This is a genomic window from Streptomyces sp. NPDC058619 (assembly GCF_042717785.1).
Taxonomy (GTDB): Bacteria; Actinomycetota; Actinomycetes; order Streptomycetales; family Streptomycetaceae; genus Streptomyces.
On record NZ_JBHXQN010000001.1, the window covers coordinates 221,365 to 244,884 of the forward strand.

Annotated in this window: 36 protein-coding genes; all 36 read right to left on the bottom strand. The window is 67.2% G+C overall.

Annotation, left to right across the window (positions count from 1 at the left end; all coding sequences use genetic code 11):
• Nucleotides 1-31: 31 nt before the first annotated feature.
• The 36 genes from glmM to rpsJ all read right to left on the bottom strand — a co-directional run bounded on the left by glmM (nt 32) and on the right by rpsJ (nt 23,181).
• Nucleotides 32-1,390, bottom strand: coding sequence for a phosphoglucosamine mutase (gene glmM / locus ACFWTC_RS01030; protein ID WP_383917683.1), 1,359 nt, complete (start codon nt 1,388-1,390; stop codon nt 32-34).
• A 135-nt stretch (nt 1,391-1,525) separates the two neighbouring features.
• Complete coding sequence (gene rpsI, locus ACFWTC_RS01035) at nt 1,526-2,047, bottom strand: 30S ribosomal protein S9 (RefSeq protein ID WP_267725064.1); 522 nt, start codon at nt 2,045-2,047, stop codon at nt 1,526-1,528.
• 42 nt (nt 2,048-2,089) lie between these two features.
• Nucleotides 2,090-2,533, bottom strand: a complete 444-nt coding sequence (gene rplM, locus ACFWTC_RS01040; RefSeq protein WP_383802500.1) for a 50S ribosomal protein L13 — start codon at nt 2,531-2,533, stop codon at nt 2,090-2,092.
• 232 nt (nt 2,534-2,765) lie between these two features.
• Complete coding sequence (locus tag ACFWTC_RS01045; protein ID WP_384025897.1) at nt 2,766-4,094, bottom strand: glycosyltransferase family 87 protein; 1,329 nt, start codon at nt 4,092-4,094, stop codon at nt 2,766-2,768.
• A gap of 40 nt (nt 4,095-4,134) precedes the next feature.
• Nucleotides 4,135-5,754, bottom strand: coding sequence for an ATP-binding cassette domain-containing protein (locus tag ACFWTC_RS01050; RefSeq protein ID WP_384025894.1), 1,620 nt, complete (start codon nt 5,752-5,754; stop codon nt 4,135-4,137).
• Nucleotides 5,755-5,941: 187 nt separating this feature from the next.
• The gene (gene truA, locus ACFWTC_RS01055) at nt 5,942-6,793 is read right to left on the bottom strand and encodes a tRNA pseudouridine(38-40) synthase TruA (protein WP_384025891.1); all 852 of its coding nucleotides are present in this window, start codon (nt 6,791-6,793) and stop codon (nt 5,942-5,944) included.
• A gap of 114 nt (nt 6,794-6,907) precedes the next feature.
• Nucleotides 6,908-7,390: a 50S ribosomal protein L17 gene (gene rplQ, locus ACFWTC_RS01060; protein WP_267725053.1), complete on the bottom strand. Its 483-nt coding sequence runs from the start codon at nt 7,388-7,390 to the stop codon at nt 6,908-6,910.
• A 134-nt stretch (nt 7,391-7,524) separates the two neighbouring features.
• Entirely contained in the window at nt 7,525-8,547 is a 1,023-nt protein-coding gene (locus ACFWTC_RS01065; protein WP_008739666.1) for a DNA-directed RNA polymerase subunit alpha, read from the bottom strand.
• Between the two features lie 183 nt (nt 8,548-8,730).
• Nucleotides 8,731-9,135 carry a 30S ribosomal protein S11 gene (gene rpsK / locus ACFWTC_RS01070; RefSeq protein ID WP_003956432.1) on the bottom strand — a complete coding sequence of 135 codons (405 nt, stop codon included), beginning with the start codon at nt 9,133-9,135 and terminating at the stop codon, nt 8,731-8,733.
• A gap of 54 nt (nt 9,136-9,189) precedes the next feature.
• Nucleotides 9,190-9,570, bottom strand: a complete 381-nt coding sequence (gene rpsM / locus ACFWTC_RS01075) for a 30S ribosomal protein S13 (protein WP_214936437.1) — start codon at nt 9,568-9,570, stop codon at nt 9,190-9,192.
• 200 nt (nt 9,571-9,770) lie between these two features.
• Complete coding sequence (rpmJ, locus tag ACFWTC_RS01080; protein WP_003956441.1) at nt 9,771-9,884, bottom strand: 50S ribosomal protein L36; 114 nt, start codon at nt 9,882-9,884, stop codon at nt 9,771-9,773.
• A 73-nt stretch (nt 9,885-9,957) separates the two neighbouring features.
• Nucleotides 9,958-10,179, bottom strand: a complete 222-nt coding sequence (gene infA, locus ACFWTC_RS01085; RefSeq protein ID WP_003956442.1) for a translation initiation factor IF-1 — start codon at nt 10,177-10,179, stop codon at nt 9,958-9,960.
• A 138-nt stretch (nt 10,180-10,317) separates the two neighbouring features.
• A complete protein-coding gene (map, locus tag ACFWTC_RS01090) occupies nt 10,318-11,169 on the bottom strand; it encodes a type I methionyl aminopeptidase (protein ID WP_383905236.1) in 852 nt (283 codons plus the stop codon).
• A 165-nt stretch (nt 11,170-11,334) separates the two neighbouring features.
• A complete protein-coding gene (locus tag ACFWTC_RS01095) occupies nt 11,335-11,982 on the bottom strand; it encodes an adenylate kinase (protein WP_383917695.1) in 648 nt (215 codons plus the stop codon).
• Complete coding sequence (gene secY, locus ACFWTC_RS01100) at nt 11,982-13,295, bottom strand: preprotein translocase subunit SecY (protein ID WP_267724880.1); 1,314 nt, start codon at nt 13,293-13,295, stop codon at nt 11,982-11,984. Before secY ends, ACFWTC_RS01095 begins: the two co-directional genes overlap by 1 nt.
• Before the next feature lie 187 nt (nt 13,296-13,482).
• Nucleotides 13,483-13,938 (bottom strand): 50S ribosomal protein L15, encoded by a 456-nt coding sequence (gene rplO, locus ACFWTC_RS01105; protein WP_053682613.1) that lies wholly within the window; start codon nt 13,936-13,938, stop codon nt 13,483-13,485.
• 1 nt (nt 13,939) lies between these two features.
• The gene (gene rpmD, locus ACFWTC_RS01110) at nt 13,940-14,122 is read right to left on the bottom strand and encodes a 50S ribosomal protein L30 (protein ID WP_053682614.1); all 183 of its coding nucleotides are present in this window, start codon (nt 14,120-14,122) and stop codon (nt 13,940-13,942) included.
• Nucleotides 14,122-14,727 carry a 30S ribosomal protein S5 gene (rpsE, locus tag ACFWTC_RS01115; RefSeq protein ID WP_030298218.1) on the bottom strand — a complete coding sequence of 202 codons (606 nt, stop codon included), beginning with the start codon at nt 14,725-14,727 and terminating at the stop codon, nt 14,122-14,124. Before rpsE ends, rpmD begins: the two co-directional genes overlap by 1 nt.
• Before the next feature lie 45 nt (nt 14,728-14,772).
• Nucleotides 14,773-15,156, bottom strand: a complete 384-nt coding sequence (rplR, locus tag ACFWTC_RS01120) for a 50S ribosomal protein L18 (protein WP_267724873.1) — start codon at nt 15,154-15,156, stop codon at nt 14,773-14,775.
• Between the two features lie 2 nt (nt 15,157-15,158).
• Complete coding sequence (gene rplF / locus ACFWTC_RS01125) at nt 15,159-15,698, bottom strand: 50S ribosomal protein L6 (RefSeq protein ID WP_383917699.1); 540 nt, start codon at nt 15,696-15,698, stop codon at nt 15,159-15,161.
• A gap of 20 nt (nt 15,699-15,718) precedes the next feature.
• A complete protein-coding gene (gene rpsH / locus ACFWTC_RS01130; RefSeq protein ID WP_067163170.1) occupies nt 15,719-16,117 on the bottom strand; it encodes a 30S ribosomal protein S8 in 399 nt (132 codons plus the stop codon).
• A 223-nt stretch (nt 16,118-16,340) separates the two neighbouring features.
• Nucleotides 16,341-16,526 (bottom strand): type Z 30S ribosomal protein S14, encoded by a 186-nt coding sequence (locus ACFWTC_RS01135; RefSeq protein ID WP_003956452.1) that lies wholly within the window; start codon nt 16,524-16,526, stop codon nt 16,341-16,343.
• A gap of 5 nt (nt 16,527-16,531) precedes the next feature.
• Entirely contained in the window at nt 16,532-17,083 is a 552-nt protein-coding gene (gene rplE / locus ACFWTC_RS01140; RefSeq protein WP_030388859.1) for a 50S ribosomal protein L5, read from the bottom strand.
• Nucleotides 17,083-17,406, bottom strand: coding sequence for a 50S ribosomal protein L24 (gene rplX / locus ACFWTC_RS01145; protein ID WP_267724807.1), 324 nt, complete (start codon nt 17,404-17,406; stop codon nt 17,083-17,085). Before rplX ends, rplE begins: the two co-directional genes overlap by 1 nt.
• Nucleotides 17,407-17,408: 2 nt before the next feature.
• Complete coding sequence (gene rplN, locus ACFWTC_RS01150) at nt 17,409-17,777, bottom strand: 50S ribosomal protein L14 (RefSeq protein WP_008739701.1); 369 nt, start codon at nt 17,775-17,777, stop codon at nt 17,409-17,411.
• 124 nt (nt 17,778-17,901) lie between these two features.
• Nucleotides 17,902-18,183: a 30S ribosomal protein S17 gene (gene rpsQ / locus ACFWTC_RS01155; RefSeq protein WP_030008467.1), complete on the bottom strand. Its 282-nt coding sequence runs from the start codon at nt 18,181-18,183 to the stop codon at nt 17,902-17,904.
• Nucleotides 18,183-18,407: a 50S ribosomal protein L29 gene (gene rpmC, locus ACFWTC_RS01160; protein WP_073912892.1), complete on the bottom strand. Its 225-nt coding sequence runs from the start codon at nt 18,405-18,407 to the stop codon at nt 18,183-18,185. The genes rpsQ and rpmC overlap by 1 nt, the downstream gene beginning before the upstream one ends.
• Entirely contained in the window at nt 18,407-18,826 is a 420-nt protein-coding gene (rplP, locus tag ACFWTC_RS01165) for a 50S ribosomal protein L16 (RefSeq protein WP_030026326.1), read from the bottom strand. The genes rpmC and rplP overlap by 1 nt, the downstream gene beginning before the upstream one ends.
• Before the next feature lie 5 nt (nt 18,827-18,831).
• Nucleotides 18,832-19,674: a 30S ribosomal protein S3 gene (gene rpsC, locus ACFWTC_RS01170; protein WP_008739710.1), complete on the bottom strand. Its 843-nt coding sequence runs from the start codon at nt 19,672-19,674 to the stop codon at nt 18,832-18,834.
• The gene (rplV, locus tag ACFWTC_RS01175; RefSeq protein WP_267725087.1) at nt 19,674-20,021 is read right to left on the bottom strand and encodes a 50S ribosomal protein L22; all 348 of its coding nucleotides are present in this window, start codon (nt 20,019-20,021) and stop codon (nt 19,674-19,676) included. The genes rpsC and rplV overlap by 1 nt, the downstream gene beginning before the upstream one ends.
• A 43-nt stretch (nt 20,022-20,064) precedes the next feature.
• Entirely contained in the window at nt 20,065-20,346 is a 282-nt protein-coding gene (rpsS, locus tag ACFWTC_RS01180) for a 30S ribosomal protein S19 (protein WP_008739713.1), read from the bottom strand.
• 12 nt (nt 20,347-20,358) lie between these two features.
• Nucleotides 20,359-21,195, bottom strand: a complete 837-nt coding sequence (gene rplB, locus ACFWTC_RS01185) for a 50S ribosomal protein L2 (RefSeq protein WP_030388860.1) — start codon at nt 21,193-21,195, stop codon at nt 20,359-20,361.
• A 40-nt stretch (nt 21,196-21,235) separates the two neighbouring features.
• A complete protein-coding gene (rplW, locus tag ACFWTC_RS01190) occupies nt 21,236-21,559 on the bottom strand; it encodes a 50S ribosomal protein L23 (RefSeq protein WP_383917702.1) in 324 nt (107 codons plus the stop codon).
• Nucleotides 21,559-22,209 carry a 50S ribosomal protein L4 gene (gene rplD, locus ACFWTC_RS01195; RefSeq protein WP_267724792.1) on the bottom strand — a complete coding sequence of 217 codons (651 nt, stop codon included), beginning with the start codon at nt 22,207-22,209 and terminating at the stop codon, nt 21,559-21,561. The genes rplW and rplD overlap by 1 nt, the downstream gene beginning before the upstream one ends.
• A 4-nt stretch (nt 22,210-22,213) precedes the next feature.
• A complete protein-coding gene (gene rplC / locus ACFWTC_RS01200; protein ID WP_215015311.1) occupies nt 22,214-22,858 on the bottom strand; it encodes a 50S ribosomal protein L3 in 645 nt (214 codons plus the stop codon).
• 14 nt (nt 22,859-22,872) lie between these two features.
• The gene (rpsJ, locus tag ACFWTC_RS01205) at nt 22,873-23,181 is read right to left on the bottom strand and encodes a 30S ribosomal protein S10 (protein WP_003948644.1); all 309 of its coding nucleotides are present in this window, start codon (nt 23,179-23,181) and stop codon (nt 22,873-22,875) included.
• Nucleotides 23,182-23,520 lie beyond the last annotated feature (339 nt).

The window sequence follows — 23,520 nt, forward strand, 5'->3', positions numbered from 1 at the left end:
CGGGGCCGCAGGCGTGCGACGGTCGGCGGGGTCAGCCCAGCGCCGACTTCACGACGTCGGCGAGCCGGCCGGCGACCGCGCGGGCCTGCTCGATGTCGGCGGCCTCGACCATCACCCGTACGAGCGGCTCCGTCCCGGACGGACGCAGCAGCACCCGGCCGGTCGAGCCCAGCTCGCGCTCGGCGTCGGCGACGGCCGCGGCCAGCTCGGCGGAGGTCGTCACCCGGGACCGGTCCACGTCGGGGACGTTGATCAGCACCTGCGGCAGCCGGGTCATGACGCCCGCCAGCTCGGCGAGGGGCCTGCCGGTGTCCGCGATCCGCGCCGCCAGGAGCAGGCCGGTCAGCGTGCCGTCGCCGGTCGTCGCGTGGTCGAGGACGATCACGTGGCCGGACTGCTCGCCGCCCAGCGCGTAGCCGTGCTGCTTCATCGACTCCAGCACGTACCGGTCGCCGACCCCGGTCTGCACGACCTGGATGCCCTCGGCCTCCATGGCCAGCTTGAAGCCGAGGTTCGACATCACGGTGCCGACGACGGTGTTCTCGCGCAGCTGGCCGGCCTCCCGCATGGCCAGGGCCAGTACGGCGAGGATCTGGTCGCCGTCGACCTCCGCGCCGGTGCCGTCGACGGCCAGGCAGCGGTCCGCGTCGCCGTCGTGCGCGATGCCGAGGTCGGCGCCGTGCTCGACCACGGCGGCCTTGAGCAGGCCCAGGTGCGTGGAGCCGCAGCCGTCGTTGATGTTCAGGCCGTCGGGCTCGGCGCCGATCGTGACGATCTCCGCCCCCGCCCGGGTGAAGGCCTCGGGCGAGACGTAGGCGGCGGCGCCGTGCGCCTCGTCCAGGACGACCTTGAGGCCGTCGAGGCGGTTCGGGAGGACCCCGATGAGGTGGGCGACGTACTTGTCGAAGCCCTCCGTGTAGTCGGAGACCCGGCCCACGCCGGAGCCGGTCGGGCGGTCCCAGGGGGCGCCGGTGCGGTGCTCTTCGTAGACGGACTCGATCCGGTCCTCCAGCTCGTCGGCGAGCTTGTGGCCGCCGCGCGCGAAGAACTTGATCCCGTTGTCGGGCATGGCGTTGTGGCTGGCGGAGAGCATCACGCCGAGGTCGGCACCCAGCGCACCGGTGAGATACGCCACCGCCGGGGTGGGCAGCACACCGACGCGCAGGACGTCCACGCCCGCGCTCGCGAGGCCGGCGACGACCGCGGCCTCCAGGAACTCGCCGGAGGCCCGGGGGTCACGGCCGACCACGGCGGTGGCCCGGTGGCCCGCGAAGGTTCCCGCTTCGGCCAGTACATGGGCAGCCGCCACGGAGAGGCCGAGCGCGAGCTCAGCCGTCAGATCCGCATTGGCGACGCCGCGTACACCGTCCGTCCCGAAGAGTCGTCCCACTGTTGTCCTCCCGAGTTTCTGCTTCGCTTGTGACCGCATGTGACAGATGTTTGCCGCTTGTGGCGGGAAACGAACCGCCCCGGCAGCACAGAGAGTGCTGCCGGGGCGGTTTCGTTGCAGAACAGCAGGCGCAGATTAACGCTTGCTGTACTGCGGGGCCTTACGGGCCTTCTTGAGACCGGCCTTCTTGCGCTCGACCGCACGGTCGTCGCGGGAGAGGAAGCCGGCCTTCTTCAGCGCCGCGCGGTTGTTGTCCACGTCCGCCTCGTTCAGCGCACGGGCCACACCCAGGCGCAGGGCGCCGGCCTGGCCGGAGACGCCGCCACCCGAGATGCGGGCGATGACGTCGTAGCGGTTGTCCAGCTCGAGCAGCTTGAACGGCTCGTTGACTTCCTGCTGGTGCACCTTGTTGGGGAAGTAGTCCTCAAGGGTACGACCGTTGATCTTCCACTTGCCGGTGCCCGGAACGATCCGGACGCGGGCGATGGCGTTCTTGCGACGGCCCAGGCCGGCGGCCGGCTGGGGGTCGCCGAAGCGGCCGGCAAGGGACTCGGAGGTGTAGTCGCCCTCGGCGACGACCTCAGACTCGCTGGTGTACTCCTCGACGTTGCCCTCGAACTCGTCGACGGGGGTCGTCTCGGCGGTGGTCTCGGCCACGATGCTCCTCAGAATTTTCTACGTCTTAGGGGGTGGCCGGAACTACTGCGCGACCTGGGTGATCTCGAACGGCACCGGCTGCTGGGCAGCGTGGGGGTGCTGGTCGCCCGAGTAGACCTTCAGCTTCGACAGCATCTGACGGCCCAGGGTGTTCTTGGGGAGCATGCCCTTGATGGCCTTCTCGACGGCCTTCTCCGGGTTGTTCGCCAGAAGGTCGTCGTAGCGCACCGAGCGGAGGCCGCCCGGGTAGCCGGAGTGGCGGTACGCCATCTTCTGGGTCGCCTTGTTGCCGGACAGGTGAACCTTGTCGGCGTTGACGACGATGACGAAGTCGCCCATGTCCATGTGGGGGGCGTAGGTCGGCTTGTGCTTGCCCCGCAGAAGGGCAGCGACCTGGGTCGCCAGACGGCCGAGGACAACGTCCTGGGCGTCGATGACGAGCCACTGGCGCGAGATGTCGCCGGGCTTGGGGCTGAACGTACGCACGCGTATGCCTTCGCTTCTTCAGTGGTGGTATCCCACGGGCGCTAGCCCAGCGGGAAGGTCCTGACAGGGTCACCACGGACGATCACGACAGCCCTCGTCCACATCGGGGACGCAACCCGTGTGAACCGCTGGTCATCGGTCCGGTGGACCGCGCGCAAGGCCCTTTCACGTGAGAATGAGCAAGCCAATACGCATAACAAACCAGCAGGATACCCAAGCAGACCCGTACGGGTCAAAACGCGGTCCGCGATGCCGGTTCTGCTGGCTCCGCGGCGCACTCCGGTTCGGTCCTGGGTGGGGACCCCGCAGTTGTTACCGGCTCCAGGGTAACCCGCCCGGAGAGCAGTCCACGACGCGCCAGCAGGATCGCGAGCCCGCACAGGGTGGCGCAGTCCTTGAACGCGCGCCGCTTGGCGTCCAGCTCCGACGGCCACGGGATCCCCGCCGTCTGGGGGGCCAGGGCCGCCCAGAACCAGGGCGAGCGCGGCATCGAGCCGGGGCGCACCGCCGACGCCAGCAGCAGCGGGAGCACCAGCAGCAGGTAGTGGTCGAAGGACGGCCGCGAGACGAGGAATGCGGCGAGCATCACCATGCAGGCCGTCTCCACCAGTCGCAGCTCGCCGCCGTCAGCGTCGTCGCCGACGCTGCGCCAGCGCGTCCAGGCCGCCCACAGCCCCGCCCCGGCCCCCGCGAAGGCGACCAGCACCGCCACCGGCTCCGGCACCCCCAGCCGCGGCAGCACCGCGATCGGCGAGGCGTCCCAGGGCAGGGCGTACGCGTCCTGCCCCTTGAGCAGGAACGGCAGTGTCTTGGTGAAGAACAGCGACGGGCTCGGCATCAGCAGCGCCCCCGCCAGGGAGAGCCCCAGCGGCACCAGCACGGCCGCGGCCAGTCCCCGCCACCGCCGGGCCAGCAGGAACAGCAGCCCGATCGGCACCAGCATCGGCTTGCAGGCGATCGCCAGCCCGACGACCAGACCGGCCGCGCCCCAGTGCCGCCGGTGCGCGAGCAGCAGCGCCACCGGCAATGCGGCCGCCGAGATCGCGGTCCAGTTGCCGATCAGCACCAGGTTCACGTACGGCTTGTAGGCCAGGGCGAGGACCGGGAAGCCGATCACCGCGAAGCGCGAGCGCAGCGGCACCGAGAACAGCCGCAGCGCGGCCAGCCAGCCGGCGCCCAGCAGCCCCGACATCCCCACCGGCAGCAGCCAGCGCAGGGCGGTCTGCGGGAGCACTGCCTCCGGGACGGCCATGAGCACGGCGCTGGGCAGGTACAGGAAGCGCTTGTCCTCGTACGGGGACCCGCCCTCCAGCAGCGTCTGCGCCGCCTTGACCACGAAGGCGTTGTCCGAGCCCCAGTTCGCCCGCAGGCTCGTGGAGACGGCGATCCCCAGGATCACGGCGAGCGAGAGGAACTGCCACGGCCGGGAGGCCGGCCGCAGCAGCCAGTCCATCAGCCGGTTCCCCGGGGCCCGGTTCTCCGAGGCCCGGTTCCCCGAGGCCCGGTTCCCCGGGGCCCGGTTCTCCCACATCGTCAGCCAGTTGCCAGGGCGCAGCCCCACAACGCCTCCCCCTCACTGTCTCGAGGGGGTGGTCCGCCCCCTAGCGCTTCCGCTCGACTCTACGTTCGTCCCAGACGGGCTCCTGAGTCTCCCGCACAACACCGTCCGAACCGAATACCAGGTAACGGTCAAATGTGCGCGCGAACCACCGGTCGTGTGTGACGCACAACACAGTTCCGTCGTACGCCTCCAGTCCGTCCTGCAGCGCCTCGGCCGATTCCAGGTCCAGGTTGTCCGTCGGCTCGTCCAGCAGCAGGGCCGTCGTGCCCGCCAGCTCCAGCAGCAGGATCTGGAAACGCGCCTGCTGGCCGCCCGACAGCTTCTCGAACGGCTGGTCCCCCTGGCGCTCCAGCTCGTACCGGCGCAGCGCGCCCATCGCCGCGCCGAGCGGCTTCGCGGCCTCCGTCCACAGGATGTCGACGAGGGTGCGGCCGAACAGCTCGGGGTGGGCGTGGGTCTGCGCGAAGTGGCCGGGGACCACGCGCGCGCCCAGCTTCCACGTGCCGGTGTGCTGGACGTCCTCGCCGGCCATCAGCCGCAGGAAGTGCGACTTGCCGGAGCCGTTCGAACCGAGCACCGCGACCCGCTCGCCGTAGAAGACCTCCAGCGAGAAGGGCTTCATCAGGCCCGTGAGCTCCAGGTTCTCCACGGTCAGCGCGCGCACGCCGGTGCGGCCGCCCTTGAGCCGCATCCGGATGTCCTGCTCGCGCGGCGGCTCCGGCGGCGGGCCGGCCTCCTCGAACTTCTGGAATCGGGTCTGCATCGCCCGGTAGCGCGAGGCCATGTCGGGGCTGGAGGCCGCCTGGTTGCGCAGCCGCAGCACCAGCGCCCTGAGCCGGGCGTGCTCCTCGTCCCAGCGCCGCTTGAGCTCCTCGAAGCGCGCGAAGCGCTCCTTGCGGGCCTCGTGGTACGTGCCGAAGCCGGCGCCGTGCACCCAGACGTCGCTGCCCGTCGGGCTCGCCTCCAGGCTGATGATCTTCTCGGCGGCCTGGGTGAGGAGCTCCCGGTCGTGGCTGACGAACAGCACCGTCTTGCGGGTGGCCTTCAGCTGCTCCTCCAGCCACCGCTTGCCCGGGACGTCGAGGTAGTTGTCCGGCTCGTCGAGCAGCAGCACCTCGTCGGGCCCGCGCAGCAGCGCCTCCAGCACGAGCCGCTTCTGCTCACCGCCCGAGAGCGTGCGCACCTCGCGGAACTGGGCGCTGTCGTACGGAATGGCCAGGGCGGCCATGGTGCAGACGTCCCACAGCGTCTCCGCCTCGTAGCCCTGCACGTCGGCCCAGTCGCTCAGTGCCTGCGCGTACGCCATCTGCGCGGCCTCGTCGTCGACGGTGAGGATCAGCTCCTCGGCCCGGTCCACGGCCTTCGCCGCCTCCCGGATCCGCGGCTGCGAGACCGAGACCAGCAGGTCCCGTACGGTCGTCTCGTCCCGCACCGAGCCCACGAACTGCGACATCACCCCGAGCCCGCCGCTGATGGCGACCCCGCCGCCGTGCGGCTGGAGCTCACCGGAGATCAGCTTGAGCAGGGTGGTCTTGCCGGCGCCGTTCGCCCCCACCAGGGCCACCACCGACCCCTCCCCCACGCGGAAGGAGACGTCGGGGAGCAGGACCCGCCCGTCGGGAAGGTAGTACTCCAGGTGGTTGGCTTCGAGATGTCCCATGCGGGGCATTGTCGCGGCCCGGCCACCCGGAGCCCAAACGGGTTGCGCCTCAGGCGGCCCGGCGCTTGCGGGCCAGGTCCCACAGACCCGCACCGAGGCCGGTCAGACGGTGTCCTCGACGAGCGTCCGGGTTGGTGCGCGAAGTACCCGCCCTCCGGCGAAGATCACAGCTCGGCGAACCCGGGTTTCAGCAGCAGCCCGTGCCCGGCAGCGTGCGCACGTTGCGCGCCTCCTTGCTGCGGGCGGCCAGCAGTTCGTCGGCCGGGTAGCCGACCTCCTCCAGCGTCAGCCCGTGCGGCTTGACCACGTGCACGGAGGAGTCCCGTACGGCGGCCGCCAGCACCTTCCCCGGCCAGTCGACCGGCCGGTGGCCGTCCCCGACGTGCAGCAGGGCGCCGACCAGCGAGCGGACCATGTTGTGGCAGAAGGCGTCGGCCCGGACGGTGGCGGTGACGATGCCGTCCTCGGCCCGCTCCCAGCTGAGCTGCTGGAGGGTGCGGATGGTCGTCGCGCCCTCGCGCTTCTTGCAGTACGCGGCGAAGTCGTGCTCGCCGAGCAGCGGGGCGGCGGCCTCGTTCATGGCGTCCACGTCGAGGGGCCACTGGTGCCACAGGACGTGCCCGCGGCGCAGCGGGTCCACGCCCGCCTGGTGGTCGCCCACGCGGTACGCGTAGCGGCGCCAGATCGCCGAGAAGCGCGCGTTGAAGCCCGCGGGGGCCTCGGCGGCCCTCCACACCCGTACGTCGTGCGGCAGGCGCCCCGCGAGGCGGCGCAGCAGCTTGTCGTGGTGCTCGGCCCACACCTCCTCGGCCAGGTCGAACTGCGCGACCTGCCCGCGGGCGTGCACGCCCGCGTCCGTCCGCCCGGCCACGGTCAGCTCGACCGGCTCGGACAGCCGCATCACGGTCCGCAGCGCCGACTCCAGCTCGCCCTGGACGGTCCGCAGCACGCGCTGCTTCGCCCAGCCGGAGAAGTCCTTGCCGTCGTAGCTCAAATCCAGCCGTACCCGGACGTGCCCGGGCTCCACCTCGTCACTCACGTGACCGATCCTCTCAGAAAGCCGAAAACGCCGGACAACGCAGAACGGGCCCGCCCCGGGAAGGGGCGGGCCCGTTCAGAGCCGTTCAAGCAGACACGATTCCCGGGCGGGGAATCAGGCCTCCTTGGTCTCCTCGGCCGGAGCCTCGGTCTCGGCGGGAGCCTCGGCCTTGGCCTCGGACTCCTTGACGGCGCGCTTGGTGGCGGCCTCGGCCTCACCGGTGGCCTGCTGGGCGACCGTAAGGGCCTCGACCAGCTCGATCACGGCCATCGGGGCGTTGTCGCCACGACGGTTGCCGATCTTGGTGATGCGCGTGTAACCACCGGGGCGGTTCTCGTAGCGCGGGGCGATCTCGGTGAAGAGCGTGTGCACGATGCTCTTGTCCGTGATCGTCTGCAGCACCAGGCGACGGTTGTGGATGTCGCCCTTCTTGGCCTTGGTGACCAGACGCTCGGCGTAGGGACGCAGGCGGCGGGCCTTGGCCTCGGTGGTGGTGATGCGGCCGTGCTCGAAGAGCGCCTTCGCGAGGTTCGCGAGGAGGTGCTTCTCGTGCGCGGCGCTGCCGCCCAGACGGGCACCCTTTGCGGGACGCGGCATGGTGATACTCCTTCATATCTGCACCGGCCGTGTCAGGTACCGGTGTCAGTTCCCCCGGGGCGGCTGCCCCGGGAAAGTCCTGCGCACCCGTCCGGCGGTCGAGGTCGCGCCTCGGCCGCCGGGGACGAGGAAGATCAGTACTGCTCGGTCTCGACGAAACCGGCGTCCGCGTCGTCGTCGGCGCCGAAGGCGTCGGCGGCGGCCGTCGGGTCGAATCCGGGCGGGCTGTCCTTGAGGGCCAGGCCCATGCCGGCCAGCTTCGCCTTGACCTCGTCGATCGACTTCGCACCGAAGTTGCGGATGTCGAGCAGGTCGGCCTCGGAGCGGGCGACGAGCTCACCCACGGAGTGGATGCCCTCGCGCTTGAGGCAGTTGTACGAGCGGACCGTGAGCTCGAGCTCCTCGATCGGCAGCGCCAGATCGGCGGCGAGCGCGGCGTCCGTCGGGGACGGGCCCATGTCGATGCCCTCGGCGTCGATGTTGAGCTCGCGCGCCAGGCCGAACAGCTCGACCAGGGTCTTGCCTGCGGACGCCATGGCGTCGCGCGGGCGCATGGCCTGCTTGGTCTCGACGTCGACGATGAGCTTGTCGAAGTCGGTGCGCTGCTCGACTCGGGTCGCCTCGACCTTGTAGGTGACCTTGAGGACCGGGCTGTAGATGGAGTCGATCGGGATGCGACCGATCTCCTGGCCCAGCTGCTTGTTCTGGACGGCGGAGACGTAGCCGCGACCGCGCTCGACGGTCAGCTCCATCTCCAGCTTGCCCTTGCCGTTGAGCGTGGCGAGGACCAGGTCCGGGTTGTGCACCTCGACACCGGCCGGGGGCGCGATGTCGGCAGCGGTGACCAGGCCGGGACCCTGCTTGCGCAGGTACATCACGACCGGCTCGTCGTGCTCCGAGGAGACGACCAGCTGCTTGATGTTGAGGATGATGTCGGTGACGTCTTCCTTGACACCCGGCACGGTGGTGAACTCGTGCAGGACGCCGTCCACGCGGATGCTGGTGACAGCGGCACCCGGGATCGAGGACAGGAGCGTGCGGCGCAGCGAGTTGCCGAGGGTGTAGCCGAAGCCCGGCTCGAGCGGCTCGATCACGAACCGCGAGCGGTACTCGTCTACGACCTCTTCGGTCAGCGAGGGACGCTGAGCGATAAGCATGTGTGTTCCTTCAGTCGTGGACGCCCACTATTTGACGTCCGACGGGCACTACGTACAGCAAGGGTACGGGCGGCACGTCCCCCGCGAGGGGTTCGTACCGCCCGGACACTCAAAGACGCACAGGTGCGTCCGCTTCGTCAGACGCGGCCTTTCGCTTCGACGAAGCGAAAGGTCCGGCAGTCGTCAGACGCGGCGGCGCTTCGGCGGGCGGCAGCCGTTGTGCGGGGTGGGGGTGACGTCCTGGATCGAGCCGACCTCGAGGCCGGTGGCCTGGAGGGAGCGGATCGCGGTCTCACGGCCGGAGCCGGGACCCTTGACGAAGACGTCGACCTTGCGCATGCCGTGCTCCTGCGCGCGACGGGCGGCCGACTCGGCGGCCATCTGCGCGGCGAAGGGGGTGGACTTGCGCGAGCCCTTGAAGCCGACGTGGCCGGCGGAGGCCCAGGAGATCACGTTGCCCGAGGGGTCCGTGATCGAGACGATGGTGTTGTTGAACGTGCTCTTGATGTGGGCGTGCCCATGAGCGACGTTCTTCTTTTCCTTGCGGCGCACCTTCTTGGCAGCGCCCTGACGACCCTTGGGGGGCATCTAAATCTCCTACGGGAGGTGGTCGGTCCTACAGCGCAAGACCGCTGAACAGGACTACTTCTTGCCCGGCTTCTTCTTACCGGCGATCGCGCGACGCGGACCCTTGCGGGTACGGGCGTTCGTGCTGGTGCGCTGACCGTGCACCGGCAGGCCACGACGGTGGCGGATGCCCTGGTAGCACTGGATCTCGACCTTGCGGCGGATGTCGGCCTGGATCTCGCGGCGGAGGTCACCCTCGGTGCGGAGGTTGGCGTCCACGTACTCGCGGATCTTGACCAGGTCTTCTTCGGCCAGGTCACGAACGCGGGTGTTCGGGTTCACACCAGTGGCCTCAAGGATTTCCTTGGACCGGGTGCGCCCGACACCGAAGACGTAGGTGAGTGCGATCTCCACGCGCTTTTCACGCGGGATGTCGACACCGGAAACGCGTGCCATTCAATGGCTCCTGTGTGTTCGGGGGTCTTCAGCAGAACCATCCCCGACCGCCGACCACGCCTTGATGGGTGGTGGTACGTCCGGGTCCCCGGCCCCCGCCGGAGGTACCGCCGGCCCCGTACAGGGCTGGGCGGGTTCTGCGTATGTACGTTTTCTTACGTCGCGCGAAGAACTGCGGAAGGCAGGTCGGTCGGCGTGCGTCAGCCCTGGCGCTGCTTGTGGCGCAGGTTGTCGCAGATGACCATGACCCGACCGTGACGGCGGATCACCTTGCACTTGTCGCAGATCTTCTTGACGCTCGGCTTGACCTTCATGTTGGTGAGGTTCTCCGGGTCAGTGCCACCACCCGCGCCGGGACGAGATGCCCAGACGGAGTGAAGACAAGATCTACTTGTATCGGTAGACGATCCGGCCACGCGTCAGGTCGTACGGAGAGAGCTCCACGACAACCCGGTCATCAGGGAGGATGCGGATGTAGTGCATGCGCATCTTCCCGCTGATGTGCGCGAGGACTTTGTGACCGTTCTGGAGTTCCACCTTGAACATCGCGTTCGGGAGGGACTCGATCACGGTGCCCTCGATTTCGATGGCACCTTGCTTCTTGGCCACGCTTCGCCTTTCGAATCGGCTACCTTGATCGGCTCAGTGCGCCATGCAGGCATGGGAGTGCACGAGAGCCGACGAGTTAGTCTACGACAGGGCACCCGGAAAGACGAATCCGGAAAGTTTGCCCAAGAGTCTAGATCATTAACCGAGCGGGTCCGGGGCGGTCGTGACGCCGTACTCCGCCAGCTTCGCCTTGCCGCAGTCCGGGCTGGTCAGCACGATGGGACCGGCCTCGGTCAGCGCGATCGAGTGCTCCCAGTGCGAGGACCAGGTGCCGTCCGTGGTGATGACCGTCCAGTCGTCCGCCAGGACCTCCGTCTGGGCGGTGCCCAGGGAGACCATCGGCTCGATCGCCAGGCAGAGGCCCGGGACCAGCTTGATCCCCTTGCCCCGCTTGCGCGAGACGTAGTTCAGCAGGTGGGGGTCCATGTGCATCTCGGACCCGATGCCGTGGCCGCCGTAGTCCTCGATGATCCCGAACTTGCCGAGGCTGTGCTCGCCGGTGGTGGGCCGCGGCTGGCGCTTGATGTACGTCTCGATCGCCTTCGAGATGTCCACGAGGCGGTTGCCGAGCCGCATGGCGGCGATCCCGGCCCACATGGACTCCTCGGTCACCCGGGAGAGCTCCAGGAGCTCAGGGGCGTGCCCAGTGCCCACGAAGGCGGTGTACGCGGCGTCGCCGTGCCAGCCGTCGACGATCGCGCCGGCGTCGATCGAGATGATGTCGCCGTCCTTGAGGACGGTCTTGTCGTCCGGGATGCCGTGGACGACGACCTCGTTCACCGAGGTGCAGATCGTCGCGGGGAAACCGCCGTAGCCGAGGAAGTTCGACTTCGCGCCGGCGTCGTCGATGACCTTGCGGGCCACCATGTCCAGATCCCGCGTCGTGGCGCCCGGCACGGCGGCCTCGCGGGTCGCCGCGTGGATGGCCGCGACGACCAGCCCCGCCTCGCGCATCTTCGCGATCTGCTCGGGGGTCTTGATCTGCACCATGAACGTGCCTTCCCTCTTTTGCGGCTGAACCGCCGCCGCTCTCGCGGAGGTGGTTCATCCCCGCTGTGGTTCCTCAATTATTGGCTGATGCCGCGCGAACCCGCGTCACGCAGACGGCCGCGGCGCCCGATGGGCACCGCGGCCGGACCTGTGCAGCGAGGGGTACTACTTCTTCAGGGCTTCCATGGCGCGCTTGGTGATCTCGTGCACCTCGCCGAGGGCGGGGATGGTCACCAGCAGGCCCTGGGCCTTGTAGAAGTCGATGATCGGCTCGGTCTGCGTGTGGTAGACGTCCAGCCGGTTGCGGACCGTGGCCTCGGAGTCGTCGTCACGCAGGTAGAGCTCGCCGCCGCAGATGTCGCAGACGCCTTCCGCCTTCGGCGGGGCGTACGTGACGTGGAAGACGTGCTTGCCGTCGTTGCGGCAGGTACGGCGACCCGCGATCCGCTTGACGACCTCGTCCTCCTCGACCTCCAGGTCCAGGACGGCGTCCAGCTTCATGCCGGACTCCTGGAGCATCGTGTCGAGGGCTCCGGCCTGCGACACGTTGCGCGGGAACCCGTCGAGCAGGAAGCCGTTCGCGGCGTCCGCCTGCTCCATGCGGTCCTTGGCCATGCCGATGGTGATCTCGTCGGGGACGAGGTCGCCGGCGTCCATGAACGCCTTCGCACGCCGCCCGAGCTCGGTGCCCTGGCTGATGTTGGCCCGGAACAGGTCTCCCGTGGAGATGTGCGGGATCGACAGGTTCTTGGCGAGGAACGCGGCCTGCGTTCCCTTGCCCGCACCGGGCGGTCCGACGAGGACGATTCGCATCAGCGGAGGAACCCTTCGTAATTACGCTGCTGGAGCTGGCTCTCGATCTGCTTCACGGTTTCCAGACCCACACCCACGATGATCAGGATGCTCGTCCCGCCGAACGGGAAGTTCTGGTTCGCTCCGAAGCCGGCCAACGCCATCGTCGGCACGAGAGCGATCAGACCCAGGTACAGCGACCCCGGCCAGGTGATGCGGTTGAGTACGTAGCTCAGGTACTCAGCGGTGGGTCGACCGGCGCGGATACCCGGGATGAACCCACCATACTTCTTCATGTTGTCTGCAACTTCCTCGGGGTTGAACGAGATCGCCACGTAGAAGAACGCGAAGAAGACGATCAGGAGGAAGTAGACCGCGATGTAGTACGGGTGGTCGCCCTTGACGAAGTGCTTCTGGATCCAGGTGGCCCAGCCGGCGGTGGAACCGCTGAACTGGACGATCAGAGCCGGGATGTAGAGCAGCGACGAGGCGAAGATGACGGGGATGATGCCCGCCTGGTTCACCTTGAGCGGGATGTACGTCGAGGTGCCGCCGTAGGCGCGGCGGCCCACCATGCGCTTGGCGTACTGGACGGGGATCCGGCGCTGCGCCTGCTCGACGAAGACCACCAGACCCACCATCGCGAGGCCGACGAGCATCACGACGCCGAACTCGACCCAGCCGTCGGCGATCTTGCCCTGGAGCTTGATCTGCCAGAGGGCCCCGATGAAGCCGGCGGCGATCGAGATGAACATGAGGATCGACATTCCGTTGCCGATACCGCGGTCCGTGATGAGCTCACCGAGCCACATGACGACACAGGTACCGGCGGTCATGGTGATCACCATGACCACGGTGGTGAAGATCGAACGGTCGGGGACGATCTGACTGGCGGCGGAGCAGCCCTGGAAGAGGGCACCCGTGCGGGCGGTGGCCACGAGGCCGGTGCCCTGCAGGATCGCGAGCGCGACCGTCAGATAGCGCGTGTACTGAGTGATCTTCGCCGTGCCGGACTGTCCCTCTTTTTTGAGGTTCTCCAGCTTCGGGATGACCACGGTCAGCAGCTGCAGGATGATGCTCGCCGTGATGTACGGCATGATGCCGAGCGCAAAGATCGTGATCTGCAGCAGCGCACCGCCGCTGAACATGTTGACGAGACCGAAGAGGCTGTTGCTGCTCCCGGCCTGGTCGACACAGATCTGAACGTTCTTGTAGCTCACGCCGGGGACCGGGATGTGGGACCCGAGCCGGAACAGCACGATGATGGCGAGCGTGAAGAGCAGCTTCTTGCGCAGGTCGGGCGTCTTGAACGCCCGGGCGAACGCGGTGAGCACGGTGCCTCCTGCGACCCCCGCGCAACTGCGTCAGAGGTGACGGTCTGAGGGATCGACGAATACGTACAAGCAAAGGTGCAGGCCACCTTACCGGCGACAGTGCCCCCCGTGGAACGACCAACCGGGGATGCCCCATATGTGAGGCATCCCCGGTCGGGTTTCGAGCTATTCAGCCACTGGATTCGTCTTAGACGAGCTCGGTGACAGTGCCACCGGCAGCGGCGATCTTCTCCTTGGCGGAGCCGGAGACGGCGTCAACCGAAACCTGCAGCGCCACGGAGATCTCGCCCTGGCCCAGGACCTTGACGAGGCTGTTCTTGCGAACCGCGCCCTTGGCGACCAGGTCGGCCACCGTGACTTCTCCACCCTCGGGGTAGAGAGCGCCGAGCTTGTCCAGGTTCACGACCTGGAACTCGGTGCGGAACGGGTTCTTGAAGCCCTTGAGCTTCGGCAGACGCATGTGGAGGGGCATCTGCCCACCCTCGAAGCGCTGCGGGATCTGGTAACGGGCCTTCTGGCCCTTCGTACCACGACCGGCCGTCTTACCCTTCGACGCCTCACCACGACCGACACGGGTCTTCGCGGTCTTGGCACCGGGGGCGGGACGGAGGTTGTGGGCCTTCAGCGGGCTGTTCTCAGCCATGTTAGTCAACCTCCTCAACCGTCACGAGGTGGCGGACGGTCTGCACCATTCCGCGGAACTCGGGGCGGTCCTCCTTGACGACCACGTCGTTCAGGCGCTTGAGCCCGAGCGAACGCAGCGTGTCGCGGTGGTTCTGCTTGCTACCGATGTACGACTTCGTCTGCGTGATCTTGAGGCGGGCCATTACGCAGCACCCGCCCCGGCACGCGCACGGAGCAGAGCCGCGGGGGCGACGTCCTCGAGGGGCAGACCACGGCGAGCCGCGATCTCCTCGGGACGCTGCAGACCCTTGAGCGCTGCCACGGTCGCGTGCACGATGTTGATCGCGTTCGACGAGCCGAGCGACTTCGACAGGATGTCGTGAACGCCGGCGCACTCCAGAACGGCGCGCACCGGGCCACCGGCGATAACACCGGTACCGGGGGAAGCCGGCTTCAGGAGCACGACGCCCGCGGCACGCTCGCCCGTGATCGGGTGAGGGATCGTGCCCTGGATGCGCGGAACCTTGAAGAAGTTCTTCTTGGCTTCCTCGACACCCTTGGCGATGGCCGCGGGAACTTCCTTGGCCTTGCCGTAACCGACACCTACAGTGCCGTCACCGTCGCCCACCACGACCAGCGCGGTGAAGCTGAAGCGGCGACCACCCTTGACAACCTTGGCGACGCGGTTGATCGCGACAACGCGCTCAACGTAAGCGGTCTTCTCGGCGGCAGGGCCACCGTCGCGACCCTTCCGGTCCCGCCGCTCGCCGCCACCGGCACCGCTTCCGCGGCGCTGGGGTCCAGCCATTGGATTACCTCTCTCTGTTACGTCCGTGAGTCCCGGAACCGGGGCTTAGAACTTCAGCCCGGCTTCGCGGGCGGCGTCAGCCAGAGCGGCAATGCGCCCGGCGTATCGGTTGCCACCGCGGTCGAACACGACGGTCTCGACACCCGCGGCCTTGGCACGCTCGGCGACGAGTGCGCCGACAGCCTGGGCCTGGGCGCTCTTGTCGCCTTCGCCACCGCGGATCGACGCGTCCAGGGTCGACGCGGACGCCAGGGTGTGACCCTGGAGGTCGTCGATGACCTGAGCAACGATGTTGCGGTTGGAACGCGTCACGACGAGGCGCGGACGCTCCGCCGTACCCGACACGTGCTTGCGGATGCGGATGTGGCGGCGGGCCTTGGCGGCACGCTTGTACGCGTCGCCCTTGGCGATCTTTACACCGTATGCCATGGCTACTTACCAGCCTTTCCGACCTTGCGGCGGATGACTTCGCCGGCGTACTTGACACCCTTGGCCTTGTACGGGTCGGGCTTCCGCAGCTTGCGGATGTTGGCGGCGACCTCGCCGACCTTCTGCTTGTCGATGCCCTCGACCGTGAACTTGGTGGGCGACTCGACCTTGAAGGAGATGCCCTCGGGCGCCTCGATCAGGATCGGGTGGCTGTAACCAAGCTGGAACTCCAGGTTGGAGCCCTTCGCGGCGACGCGGTAACCGACACCGCTGATCTCGAGAGCCTTGACGTATCCCGTGGTCACACCGGTGATCATGTTCGCCACCAGCGTGCGGGACAGGCCGTGCAGGGCCTTGTTCTGACGCTCGTCGTTGGGGCGGGTGACGTTCAGAACGCCGTCCTCGCCCTTTTCGACTGCGATGGGCGCCTTAACGGTGTGCGCGAGGGAACCCTTGGGGCCCTTCACGGCGACCGTGGTGCCATCGATGGTGACGTCCACACCGGCGGGAACCTGGATGGGGAGCTTGCCGATTCGCGACATTGCTTTTCCTCCGTTCCCGACTACCAGACGTAGGCGAGGACTTCCCCACCTACGCCCTTCTTGCCTGCCTGCTGGCCGGTGAGCAGTCCGTGGGACGTGGAGATGATCGCCACGCCCAGGCCGCCGAGCACCTTGGGCAGGTTGGTGGACTTCGCGTACACGCGCAGACCGGGCTTCGAGATCCGCTTGATGCCCGCGATGGAGCGCTCACGGTTCGGCCCGAACTTCAGCTCGAGGACGAGGTTCTTGCCGACCTCGGCGTCCTCGACCTTCCAGCCGGTGATGAAACCCTCCTGCTGGAGGATCTCCGCGATGTGCGACTTGATCTTGCTGTGCGGCATCACGACGGTGTCGTGGTACGCCGAGTTAGCGTTACGCAGACGCGTGAGCATGTCTGCGATCGGGTCAGTCATGGTCATGAAGTGGCCTTCGGCCTCTCTCGCCGGGGTTTCCTGTATGCGCCATCCCTCTCCCCACTCAGTGGCGGGACGGGTGCGGTGCGGGGACCTACGGCGTAGTAAGTCGTTATGGGCGGCAGACGCCCAACCACACAAGCCTAAGGCATGCGCGGCCGGGCACCTGCCGTCCAGATGCTTACCGAGAGTGCCTGGATGTTCCCAAGTCCTTGCGGACGAGAGGGAATTACCAGGAGCTCTTGGTCACGCCCGGCAGCTCGCCACGGTGAGCCATCTCACGAAGGCACACGCGGCACAGGCCGAACTTGCGGTACACGGAGTGGGGGCGACCGCAGCGCTGGCAGCGGGTGTACGCACGCACACCGAACTTGGGCTTGCGGGCAGCCTTCGCGATGAGAGCCTTCTTCGCCATCTCGCTTACGCCTCCTTGAAGGGGAAGCCGAGGTGACGAAGGAGGGCGCGGCCCTCGTCGTCGTTGGTCGCCGTGGTAACCACGGTGATGTCCATACCCCGGGTACGGTCGATCTTGTCCTGGTCGATCTCGTGGAACATGACCTGCTCCGTGAGACCGAAGGTGTAGTTGCCACGGCCGTCGAACTGCTTCGGCGACAGACCACGGAAGTCACGGATACGCGGCAGCGCGAGCGACAGCGTACGGTCCAGGAACTCCCACATGCGGTCACCACGGAGGGTGACGTGGCAGCCGATCGGCTGACCCTCGCGCAGCTTGAACTGCGCGATGGACTTCCGGGCCTTCGTGACGGCCGGCTTCTGACCGGTGATCGTCGTCAGGTCCTTGATGGCGCCGTCGATCAGCTTGGAGTCGCGGGCGGCGTCGCCCACACCCATGTTGACCACGATCTTCACGAGGCCGGGGATCTGCATGACGTTCTCGTAGGAGAACTCCTCACGCAGCTTGCCCGCGATGTCCTCGCGGTACTTCGTCTTGAGACGCGGAGTGGTAGCCATCAGATGTCCTCACCCGTCCGCTTGGCAACGCGGATCTTGTTGCCCTCGTCGTCGAAGCGGAAACCGACGCGGGTAACGACCTTCTGGCCGTCCTTCTCCACAACCAGCTGAACGTTGCTGACGTGGATCGGCGCCTCGGTGATCACGATGCCACCGGTCTGGGACCCACCAGCGGTCTGACCGGCCTTGGTGTGCTTCTTGACCCGGTTGACACCCTCGACGAGGACGCGGTTGGCAGTGGGCATGGCCGCGATGACCTTGCCCTGCTTGCCCTTGTCCTTACCGGTGATGACCTGAACCAGGTCGCCCTTCTTGATCTTCATGCTTACAGCACCTCCGGCGCGAGCGAGATGATCTTCATGAACTTCTTCTCGCGCAGCTCACGGCCCACCGGGCCGAAGATACGGGTGCCGCGAGGGTCGCCGTCGTTCTTGAGAATGACAGCGGCGTTCTCGTCAAAGCGGATGTACGAGCCGTCCTGGCGGCGACGCTCCTTGACGGTGCGAACGATGACCGCCTTGACGACGTCACCCTTCTTCACGTTGCCACCGGGGATCGCATCCTTGACGGTGGCGACGATGACGTCACCGATGCCCGCGTAGCGGCGACCGGAACCACCGAGAACACGGATGCAAAGGATTTCCTTGGCACCAGTGTTGTCGGCGATACGCAGTCGCGACTCCTGCTGGATCACGTGTATCTCCTGTTTGTCTGCCGGTTCCCGGCGGGGGCTTCACTCCGAGGAGCTACAGCCCCCACCGAGCCTGGCGGAACGAACCTGAGGGGCCCCTGAACTTTTTGTCCAGGGCCTCAGATAATTACTTGGCCTTCTCGAGGATCTCGACGATGCGCCAGCGCTTGCTCGCCGACAGCGGACGCGTCTCCATGATGAGGACGCGGTCGCCGACGCCGGCAGCGTTCTGCTCGTCGTGCGCCTTGAGCTTGTTCGTACGGCGGATGACCTTGCCGTACAGGGCGTGCTTCACGCGGTCCTCGACGGCGACGACGACGGTCTTGTCCATCTTGTCGCTGACGACCAGACCCTCACGGGTCTTGCGGAAACCGCGTTCGGTCTTCTCAGTCACGTTGTTCTCGCTCATCAGGCGCTCTCCACCGTCTCGATACCGAGCTCACGCTCGTGCATCAGGGTGTAGATGCGAGCGATGTCCTTACGGACGGACCTGAGCCGGCCGTTGTTCTCCAGCTGACCCGTGGCCGCCTGGAAGCGGAGCTTGAACAGCTCCTCCTTGGCCTCGCGCAGCTTGCCAACGAGCTCCTCGTTGCCGAGCTCACGCAGCTCGGACGCCTTGGTTCCCGTCGCCATCACGACTCACCTGCCTCGCGCCGAACAATCCGGCACTTCATCGGAAGCTTGTGAGCAGCGCGGGTAAGCGCCTCACGAGCAATCTTCTCGTTCGGGTAGGACAGCTCGAACATGACCCGGCCCGGGTGCACGTTCGCGATCCACCACTCGGGAGAACCCTTACCGGAACCCATGCGGGTCTCGGCAGGCTTCTTGGTCAGCGGGCGGTCCGGGTAGATGTTGATCCAGACCTTGCCGCCACGCTTGATGTGGCGGGTCATCGCGATACGAGCCGCCTCGATCTGGCGGTTCGTCACGTACGCCGGGGTCAGCGCCTGGATGCCGTACTCGCCGAACGAGACCTCAGTACCGCCCTTGGCCATACCGCGGCGCTTCGGGTGGTGCTGCTTGCGGTGCTTGACCCTACGAGGGATCAGCATGTCGGTCAGGCCTCCGTTCCGGTGCTCTCGGCCGGAGCGGCGGCGGGAGCGTCGGCCTTGGGGGCCTCGGCACCAGCAGCCTGCTGCGGCTTGCGGCCACCACGGCCGCCGCGCTCGCCACCACGGCCACCACGGCCGGCGGGACGGTCGCCAGCGCCCTGCGCGCCACGGGCCGGGCGGTTACCCGCACGGGCCGCAGCGTTCTCGGCGCGAACCTCGGCGATGTTCTTGACGTCGCCCTTGTAGATCCAGACCTTCACACCGATACGGCCGAAGGTGGTCTTGGCCTCGAAGAAGCCGTAGTCCACGTTCGCGCGCAGCGTGTGCAGCGGCACACGACCCTCGCGGTAGAACTCGGAGCGGGACATCTCGGCGCCGCCGAGACGGCCGCCACACTGGATCTTGATGCCCTTGGCGCCGGCCTTCATCGTGCCCTGCATGCTCTTGCGCATGGCACGACGGAAGGAGACGCGGGAGGAAAGCTGCTCGGCAACGGCCTGGGCAACCAGCTGAGCGTCGAGCTCGGGGTTCTTGACCTCGAGGATGTTCAGCTGGACCTGCTTGCCCGTGAGCTTCTCGAGGTCACCGCGGATGCGGTCGGCCTCGGCGCCACGGCGGCCGATGACGATGCCCGGACGAGCGGTGTGGATGTCCACACGCACGCGGTCACGGGTGCGCTCGATCTCAACCTTCGAGATGCCGGCGCGCTCCATGCCGGACGTCATCATCCGACGGATGGCGACGTCTTCCTTGACGTAGTCCTTGTACAGCTTGTCGGCGTACCAACGCGACTTGAAGTCGGTGGTGATGCCGAGCCGGAACCCGTGCGGGTTTACCTTCTGGCCCATTACCGGGAACCTTCCTTGCTGCTGACGACCACGGTGATGTGGCTGGTCCGCTTGCGGATCCGGTAGGCACGGCCCTGCGCACGCGGACGGAACCGCTTCAGGGTCGGGCCCTCGTCCACGAACGCCTCGCTGATGACCAGCGAAGAAGCGTCCGGGTGGTTGTAGTTGTGTGCGGCATTGGCAATGGCGCTGTCCAGCACCTTGCCAACCGGCACGCTCGCGGCCTGCGGGGCGAAACGCAGGACCGCCTGAGCCTCCGTGGCATCCATGCCACGGATAAGGTCCACCACTCGGCGGGCCTTCATGGGCGTGACGCGGATGTACCGCGCCTGGGCCCTGGCTTCCATGGTTGTCCCTTCGGTGTAAGTCATAGTCGTAACCACCCCGCCTTTAGCGGCGCTTCGACTTCCGGTCGTCCTTGACGTGGCCGCGGAAGGTGCGAGTCGGCGAGAACTCGCCGAGCTTGTGGCCGACCATCGACTCGGTGACGAACACCGGGACGTGGGTCTTGCCGTTGTGCACCGCGATGGTGTGACCCAGCATGCTGGGGATGATCATCGAGCGACGGGACCAGGTCTTGATGACGTTCTTGGTGCCGGCTTCGTTCTGGACGTCCACCTTCTTTACGAGGTGGTCGTCGACGAAGGGCCCCTTCTTGAGACTGCGCGGCATCTAAACCCGCTCCTAGCGCTTCTTGTTCGTCTTGCGGCGGCGGACGATGTACTTGCTCGAAGCCTTCTTCGGCGAGCGAGTACGACCCTCCTTCTGACCCCACGGGGAGACCGGGTGGCGACCACCACTGGTCTTACCCTCACCACCACCGTGCGGGTGGTCGACCGGGTTCATCGCGACACCGCGGACGGACGGGCGAACGCCCTTCCAGCGCATGCGGCCGGCCTTGCCCCAGTTGATGTTCGACTGCTCGGCGTTGCCGACCTCGCCGACCGTGGCGCGGCAGCGGGCGTCGACGAGACGGATCTCGCCGGACGGCATGCGGAGGTGGGCCATGACGCCCTCCTTCGCGAGCAGCTGCACGGACGCACCGGCGGAGCGGGCGAACTTCGCGCCGCCACCGGGACGCAGCTCGATGGCGTGGATGGTCGTACCGACCGGGATGTTGCGCAGCGCCAGGTTGTTGCCCGGCTTGATGTCGGCCGTGGGGCCGTTCTCAATCCGGTCACCCTGCTGCAGGCCGCGCGGCGCGATGATGTAGCGCTTCTCGCCGTCGGCGTAGTGCAGCAGCGCGATGCGCGCGGTGCGGTTGGGGTCGTACTCGATGTGCGCGACCTTGGCCGGCACGCCGTCCTTGTCGTGACGACGGAAGTCGATCACGCGGTAGGCGCGCTTGTGGCCGCCACCCTGGTGTCGAACCGTGATCCGACCGGTGTTGTTACGGCCGCCCTTGCTGTGCAGGGGGCGGACCAGCGACTTCTCCGGCGTGGACCGCGTGATCTCGACAAAGTCGGCGACGCTGGAGCCACGACGGCCCGGGGTCGTCGGCTTGTACTTGCGGATACCCATTTCTCAGTCCTCGTCCGATTCCGGACGACTCAGGACTCCGTTAGGAGCCCTGGCCGCCGAAGATGTCGATTCGGTCGCCCTCAGCGAGGGTCACGATGGCGCGCTTGGTGTCAGCGCGCTTGCCGAAACCGGTCTTGGTGCGCTTGCGCTTACCCTGACGGTTGATCGTGTTGACCCCGGTGACCTTGACCCCGAAGACCGCCTCGACGGCCTGCTTGATCTGAGTCTTGTTGGAGCCGGGCGCGACGATGAACGTGTACTTGTTCTCGTCCAGCAGCGCGTAGCTCTTCTCCGAGACAACCGGCTTGATCAGCAGGTCGCGCGGGTCAGTGAAGGTCTTGCTGGTAACGGTCGCCTCAGACATCAGGCGTCGCTCCCTTCGGTCTCATCGGCCTTGGGGCCAGACACGAAGGACTCGAAAGCGGCCTGAGTGAAGACCACGTCGTCAGAGACGATCACGTCGTACGTGTTCAGCTGGCCCGGCTCCAGGATGTGAACCTGGGGCAGGTTGCGGGCGGACAGCCACGCGGCCTCGTCGGCGCGCTCGACGACCAGGAGCAGGTTCTTGCGCTCCGAGATCTTGCCGAACAGCGTCTTGGCGGCCTTCGTGGAAGCGGAACCCTCGACCACGCCGGTGACGACGTGGATGCGGGAGTGACGCGCACGGTCCGAGAGGGCACCGCGGAGGGCGGCGGCCTTCATCTTCTTCGGGGTCCGCTGGGAGTAGTCACGCGGCTGCGGGCCGTGGACGACGCCACCGCCGACGAACTGCGGGGCTCGGGTCGAACCCTGGCGCGCGCGGCCGGTGCCCTTCTGGCGGTACGGCTTGCGGCCACCACCACGGACTTCGCCACGACGCTTGGTCTTGTGCGTGCCCTGACGGGCAGCTGCCAGCTGGGCGACAACGACCTGGTGGATCAGCGGAACGCTGGTCTTCGCGTCGAAGATCTCCGAGGGGAGCTCGACGGTACCGGCCTTGTCGCCTGCCGGCGAAAGGATGTCAATGGTGCTCATTACCTCAAGCCCCCTTGGCCGCGGTACGGACCAGGACGAGGCCGCCGTTCGGACCGGGGACCGCGCCCTTGATGAGGAGCAGACCCTTCTCCGCGTCAACCGCGTGGATGGTCAGGTTCTGGGTGGTGACGCGCTCGTTGCCCATACGACCGGCCATGCGCATGCCCTTGAAGACACGCCCAGGGGTGGCGCAGCCACCGATCGAACCGGGGGAGCGGTGCTTGCGCTGGACACCGTGACCGGCGCCGAGGCCCTTGAAGTTGTGACGCTTCATGACACCGGCGAAGCCCTTGCCCTTGCTGTTGCCCGTGACGTCAACCTTGACGCCCGACTCGAACACAGCGGCGGTGATCTCCTGGCCGAGCGTGTACTCGCTGGCGTCGGAGGTGCGGAGCTCCACCAGGTGGCGGCGGGGGGTCACGTCGGCCTTGGCGAAGTGGCCCTTGAGGGGCTTGTTCACCTTGCGCGGGTCGATCTCGCCGAAGGCGATCTGGACCGACTCGTAGCCGTCGATGTCGTTCTTACGGACCTGGGTAACGACGCAGGGTCCGGCCTTGACCACGGTGACCGGGACGACACGGTTGTTCTCGTCCCAGACCTGGGTCATGCCGAGCTTCTCGCCCAGGACGCCCTTGATCTGCTTTGCCATCTTCTCGACGCCTCTCAGAGCTTGATCTCGATGTCAACGCCGGCCGGAAGGTCCAGGCGCATCAGCGAGTCAACGGTCTTGGGGGTCGGGTCGAGGATGTCGATCAGGCGCTTGTGCGTGCGCATCTCGAAGTGCTCGCGCGAGTCCTTGTACTTGTGCGGCGACTTGATGACGCAGTACACGTTCTTCTCAGTGGGCAGCGGCACCGGGCCCGCGACCGACGCACCAGTGCGCGTCACCGTCTCGACGATCTTCTTCGCCGAGGAATCGATGACCTCGTGGTCGTAGGCCTTGAGCCGGATGCGGATCTTCTGTCCCGCCATGGCTACTCCGTAGTCCTGTCTCTATGTGGAAACGCTCTGGCACTCGATCGGCTGCGGGATGGTTCCCGCGGTCTTTCCTCCGACCCACGCGGTCGGGCGTGTCGCACACCCTCTACAGAAAATTCCCATACGGAAATTCCCTCTCCAAGGGGGTGCGGTCCCTGAGACCGCGTTGCGGGGGAGAAACACCCACCGAGCGCCTGGTGTGCACCGTGCTGACACTTCCCAGAAGATTCCCGTACGTCCGTCCTCATTGCTGCCCCGAGAGGCAGATTAAGGACGACGAGTACTGTGGGACTCGCTTCCGGTCCTCCCGGCGGGAGGCGCGCAGCATCGGCA

What these genes read in the sequence shown, in the direction of transcription:
- rpsQ (WP_030008467.1), bottom strand. Translation starts at nt 18,183, where the DNA reads ATGAGCGAGAACAACGTGACTGAGAAGACCGAACGCGGTTTCCGCAAG.
- rpsC (WP_008739710.1), bottom strand. Translation starts at nt 19,674, where the DNA reads ATGGGCCAGAAGGTAAACCCGCACGGGTTCCGGCTCGGCATCACCACC.
- rplW (WP_383917702.1), bottom strand. Translation starts at nt 21,559, where the DNA reads ATGTCTGAGGCGACCGTTACCAGCAAGACCTTCACTGACCCGCGCGAC.
- rpmJ (WP_003956441.1), bottom strand. Translation starts at nt 9,884, where the DNA reads ATGAAGGTCAAGCCGAGCGTCAAGAAGATCTGCGACAAGTGCAAGGTG.
- rplQ (WP_267725053.1), bottom strand. Translation starts at nt 7,390, where the DNA reads ATGCCGCGTCCCGCAAAGGGTGCCCGTCTGGGCGGCAGCGCCGCGCAC.
- rplR (WP_267724873.1), bottom strand. Translation starts at nt 15,156, where the DNA reads ATGGCATACGGTGTAAAGATCGCCAAGGGCGACGCGTACAAGCGTGCC.
- ACFWTC_RS01135 (WP_003956452.1), bottom strand. Translation starts at nt 16,526, where the DNA reads ATGGCGAAGAAGGCTCTCATCGCGAAGGCTGCCCGCAAGCCCAAGTTC.
- rpsJ (WP_003948644.1), bottom strand. Translation starts at nt 23,181, where the DNA reads ATGGCGGGACAGAAGATCCGCATCCGGCTCAAGGCCTACGACCACGAG.
- rplV (WP_267725087.1), bottom strand. Translation starts at nt 20,021, where the DNA reads ATGGAAGCCAGGGCCCAGGCGCGGTACATCCGCGTCACGCCCATGAAG.
- rplX (WP_267724807.1), bottom strand. Translation starts at nt 17,406, where the DNA reads ATGAAGATCAAGAAGGGCGACCTGGTTCAGGTCATCACCGGTAAGGAC.
- rpsE (WP_030298218.1), bottom strand. Translation starts at nt 14,727, where the DNA reads ATGGCTGGACCCCAGCGCCGCGGAAGCGGTGCCGGTGGCGGCGAGCGG.
- rplF (WP_383917699.1), bottom strand. Translation starts at nt 15,698, where the DNA reads ATGTCGCGAATCGGCAAGCTCCCCATCCAGGTTCCCGCCGGTGTGGAC.
- rplE (WP_030388859.1), bottom strand. Translation starts at nt 17,083, where the DNA reads ATGGCTACCACTCCGCGTCTCAAGACGAAGTACCGCGAGGACATCGCG.
- rpsK (WP_003956432.1), bottom strand. Translation starts at nt 9,135, where the DNA reads ATGCCCCCCAAGGGTCGTCAGGGCGCTGCCAAGAAGGTGCGCCGCAAG.
- ACFWTC_RS01095 (WP_383917695.1), bottom strand. Translation starts at nt 11,982, where the DNA reads ATGCGAATCGTCCTCGTCGGACCGCCCGGTGCGGGCAAGGGAACGCAG.
- rplO (WP_053682613.1), bottom strand. Translation starts at nt 13,938, where the DNA reads ATGGCTGAGAACAGCCCGCTGAAGGCCCACAACCTCCGTCCCGCCCCC.
- rplP (WP_030026326.1), bottom strand. Translation starts at nt 18,826, where the DNA reads ATGCTGATCCCTCGTAGGGTCAAGCACCGCAAGCAGCACCACCCGAAG.
- rpmD (WP_053682614.1), bottom strand. Translation starts at nt 14,122, where the DNA reads ATGGCCCGCCTCAAGATCACGCAGACGAAGTCGTACATCGGTAGCAAG.
- rpsH (WP_067163170.1), bottom strand. Translation starts at nt 16,117, where the DNA reads ATGACCATGACTGACCCGATCGCAGACATGCTCACGCGTCTGCGTAAC.
- rplB (WP_030388860.1), bottom strand. Translation starts at nt 21,195, where the DNA reads ATGGGTATCCGCAAGTACAAGCCGACGACCCCGGGCCGTCGTGGCTCC.
- ACFWTC_RS01065 (WP_008739666.1), bottom strand. Translation starts at nt 8,547, where the DNA reads ATGCTTATCGCTCAGCGTCCCTCGCTGACCGAAGAGGTCGTAGACGAG.
- rpmC (WP_073912892.1), bottom strand. Translation starts at nt 18,407, where the DNA reads ATGGCGACGGGAACCAAGGCGTCCGAGCTGCGTGAGCTCGGCAACGAG.
- rpsS (WP_008739713.1), bottom strand. Translation starts at nt 20,346, where the DNA reads ATGCCGCGCAGTCTCAAGAAGGGGCCCTTCGTCGACGACCACCTCGTA.
- rpsM (WP_214936437.1), bottom strand. Translation starts at nt 9,570, where the DNA reads ATGGCACGCGTTTCCGGTGTCGACATCCCGCGTGAAAAGCGCGTGGAG.
- map (WP_383905236.1), bottom strand. Translation starts at nt 11,169, where the DNA reads ATGGTGCAGATCAAGACCCCCGAGCAGATCGCGAAGATGCGCGAGGCG.
- rplC (WP_215015311.1), bottom strand. Translation starts at nt 22,858, where the DNA reads ATGGCAAAGCAGATCAAGGGCGTCCTGGGCGAGAAGCTCGGCATGACC.
- ACFWTC_RS01050 (WP_384025894.1), bottom strand. Translation starts at nt 5,754, where the DNA reads ATGGGACATCTCGAAGCCAACCACCTGGAGTACTACCTTCCCGACGGG.
- rplD (WP_267724792.1), bottom strand. Translation starts at nt 22,209, where the DNA reads ATGAGCACCATTGACATCCTTTCGCCGGCAGGCGACAAGGCCGGTACC.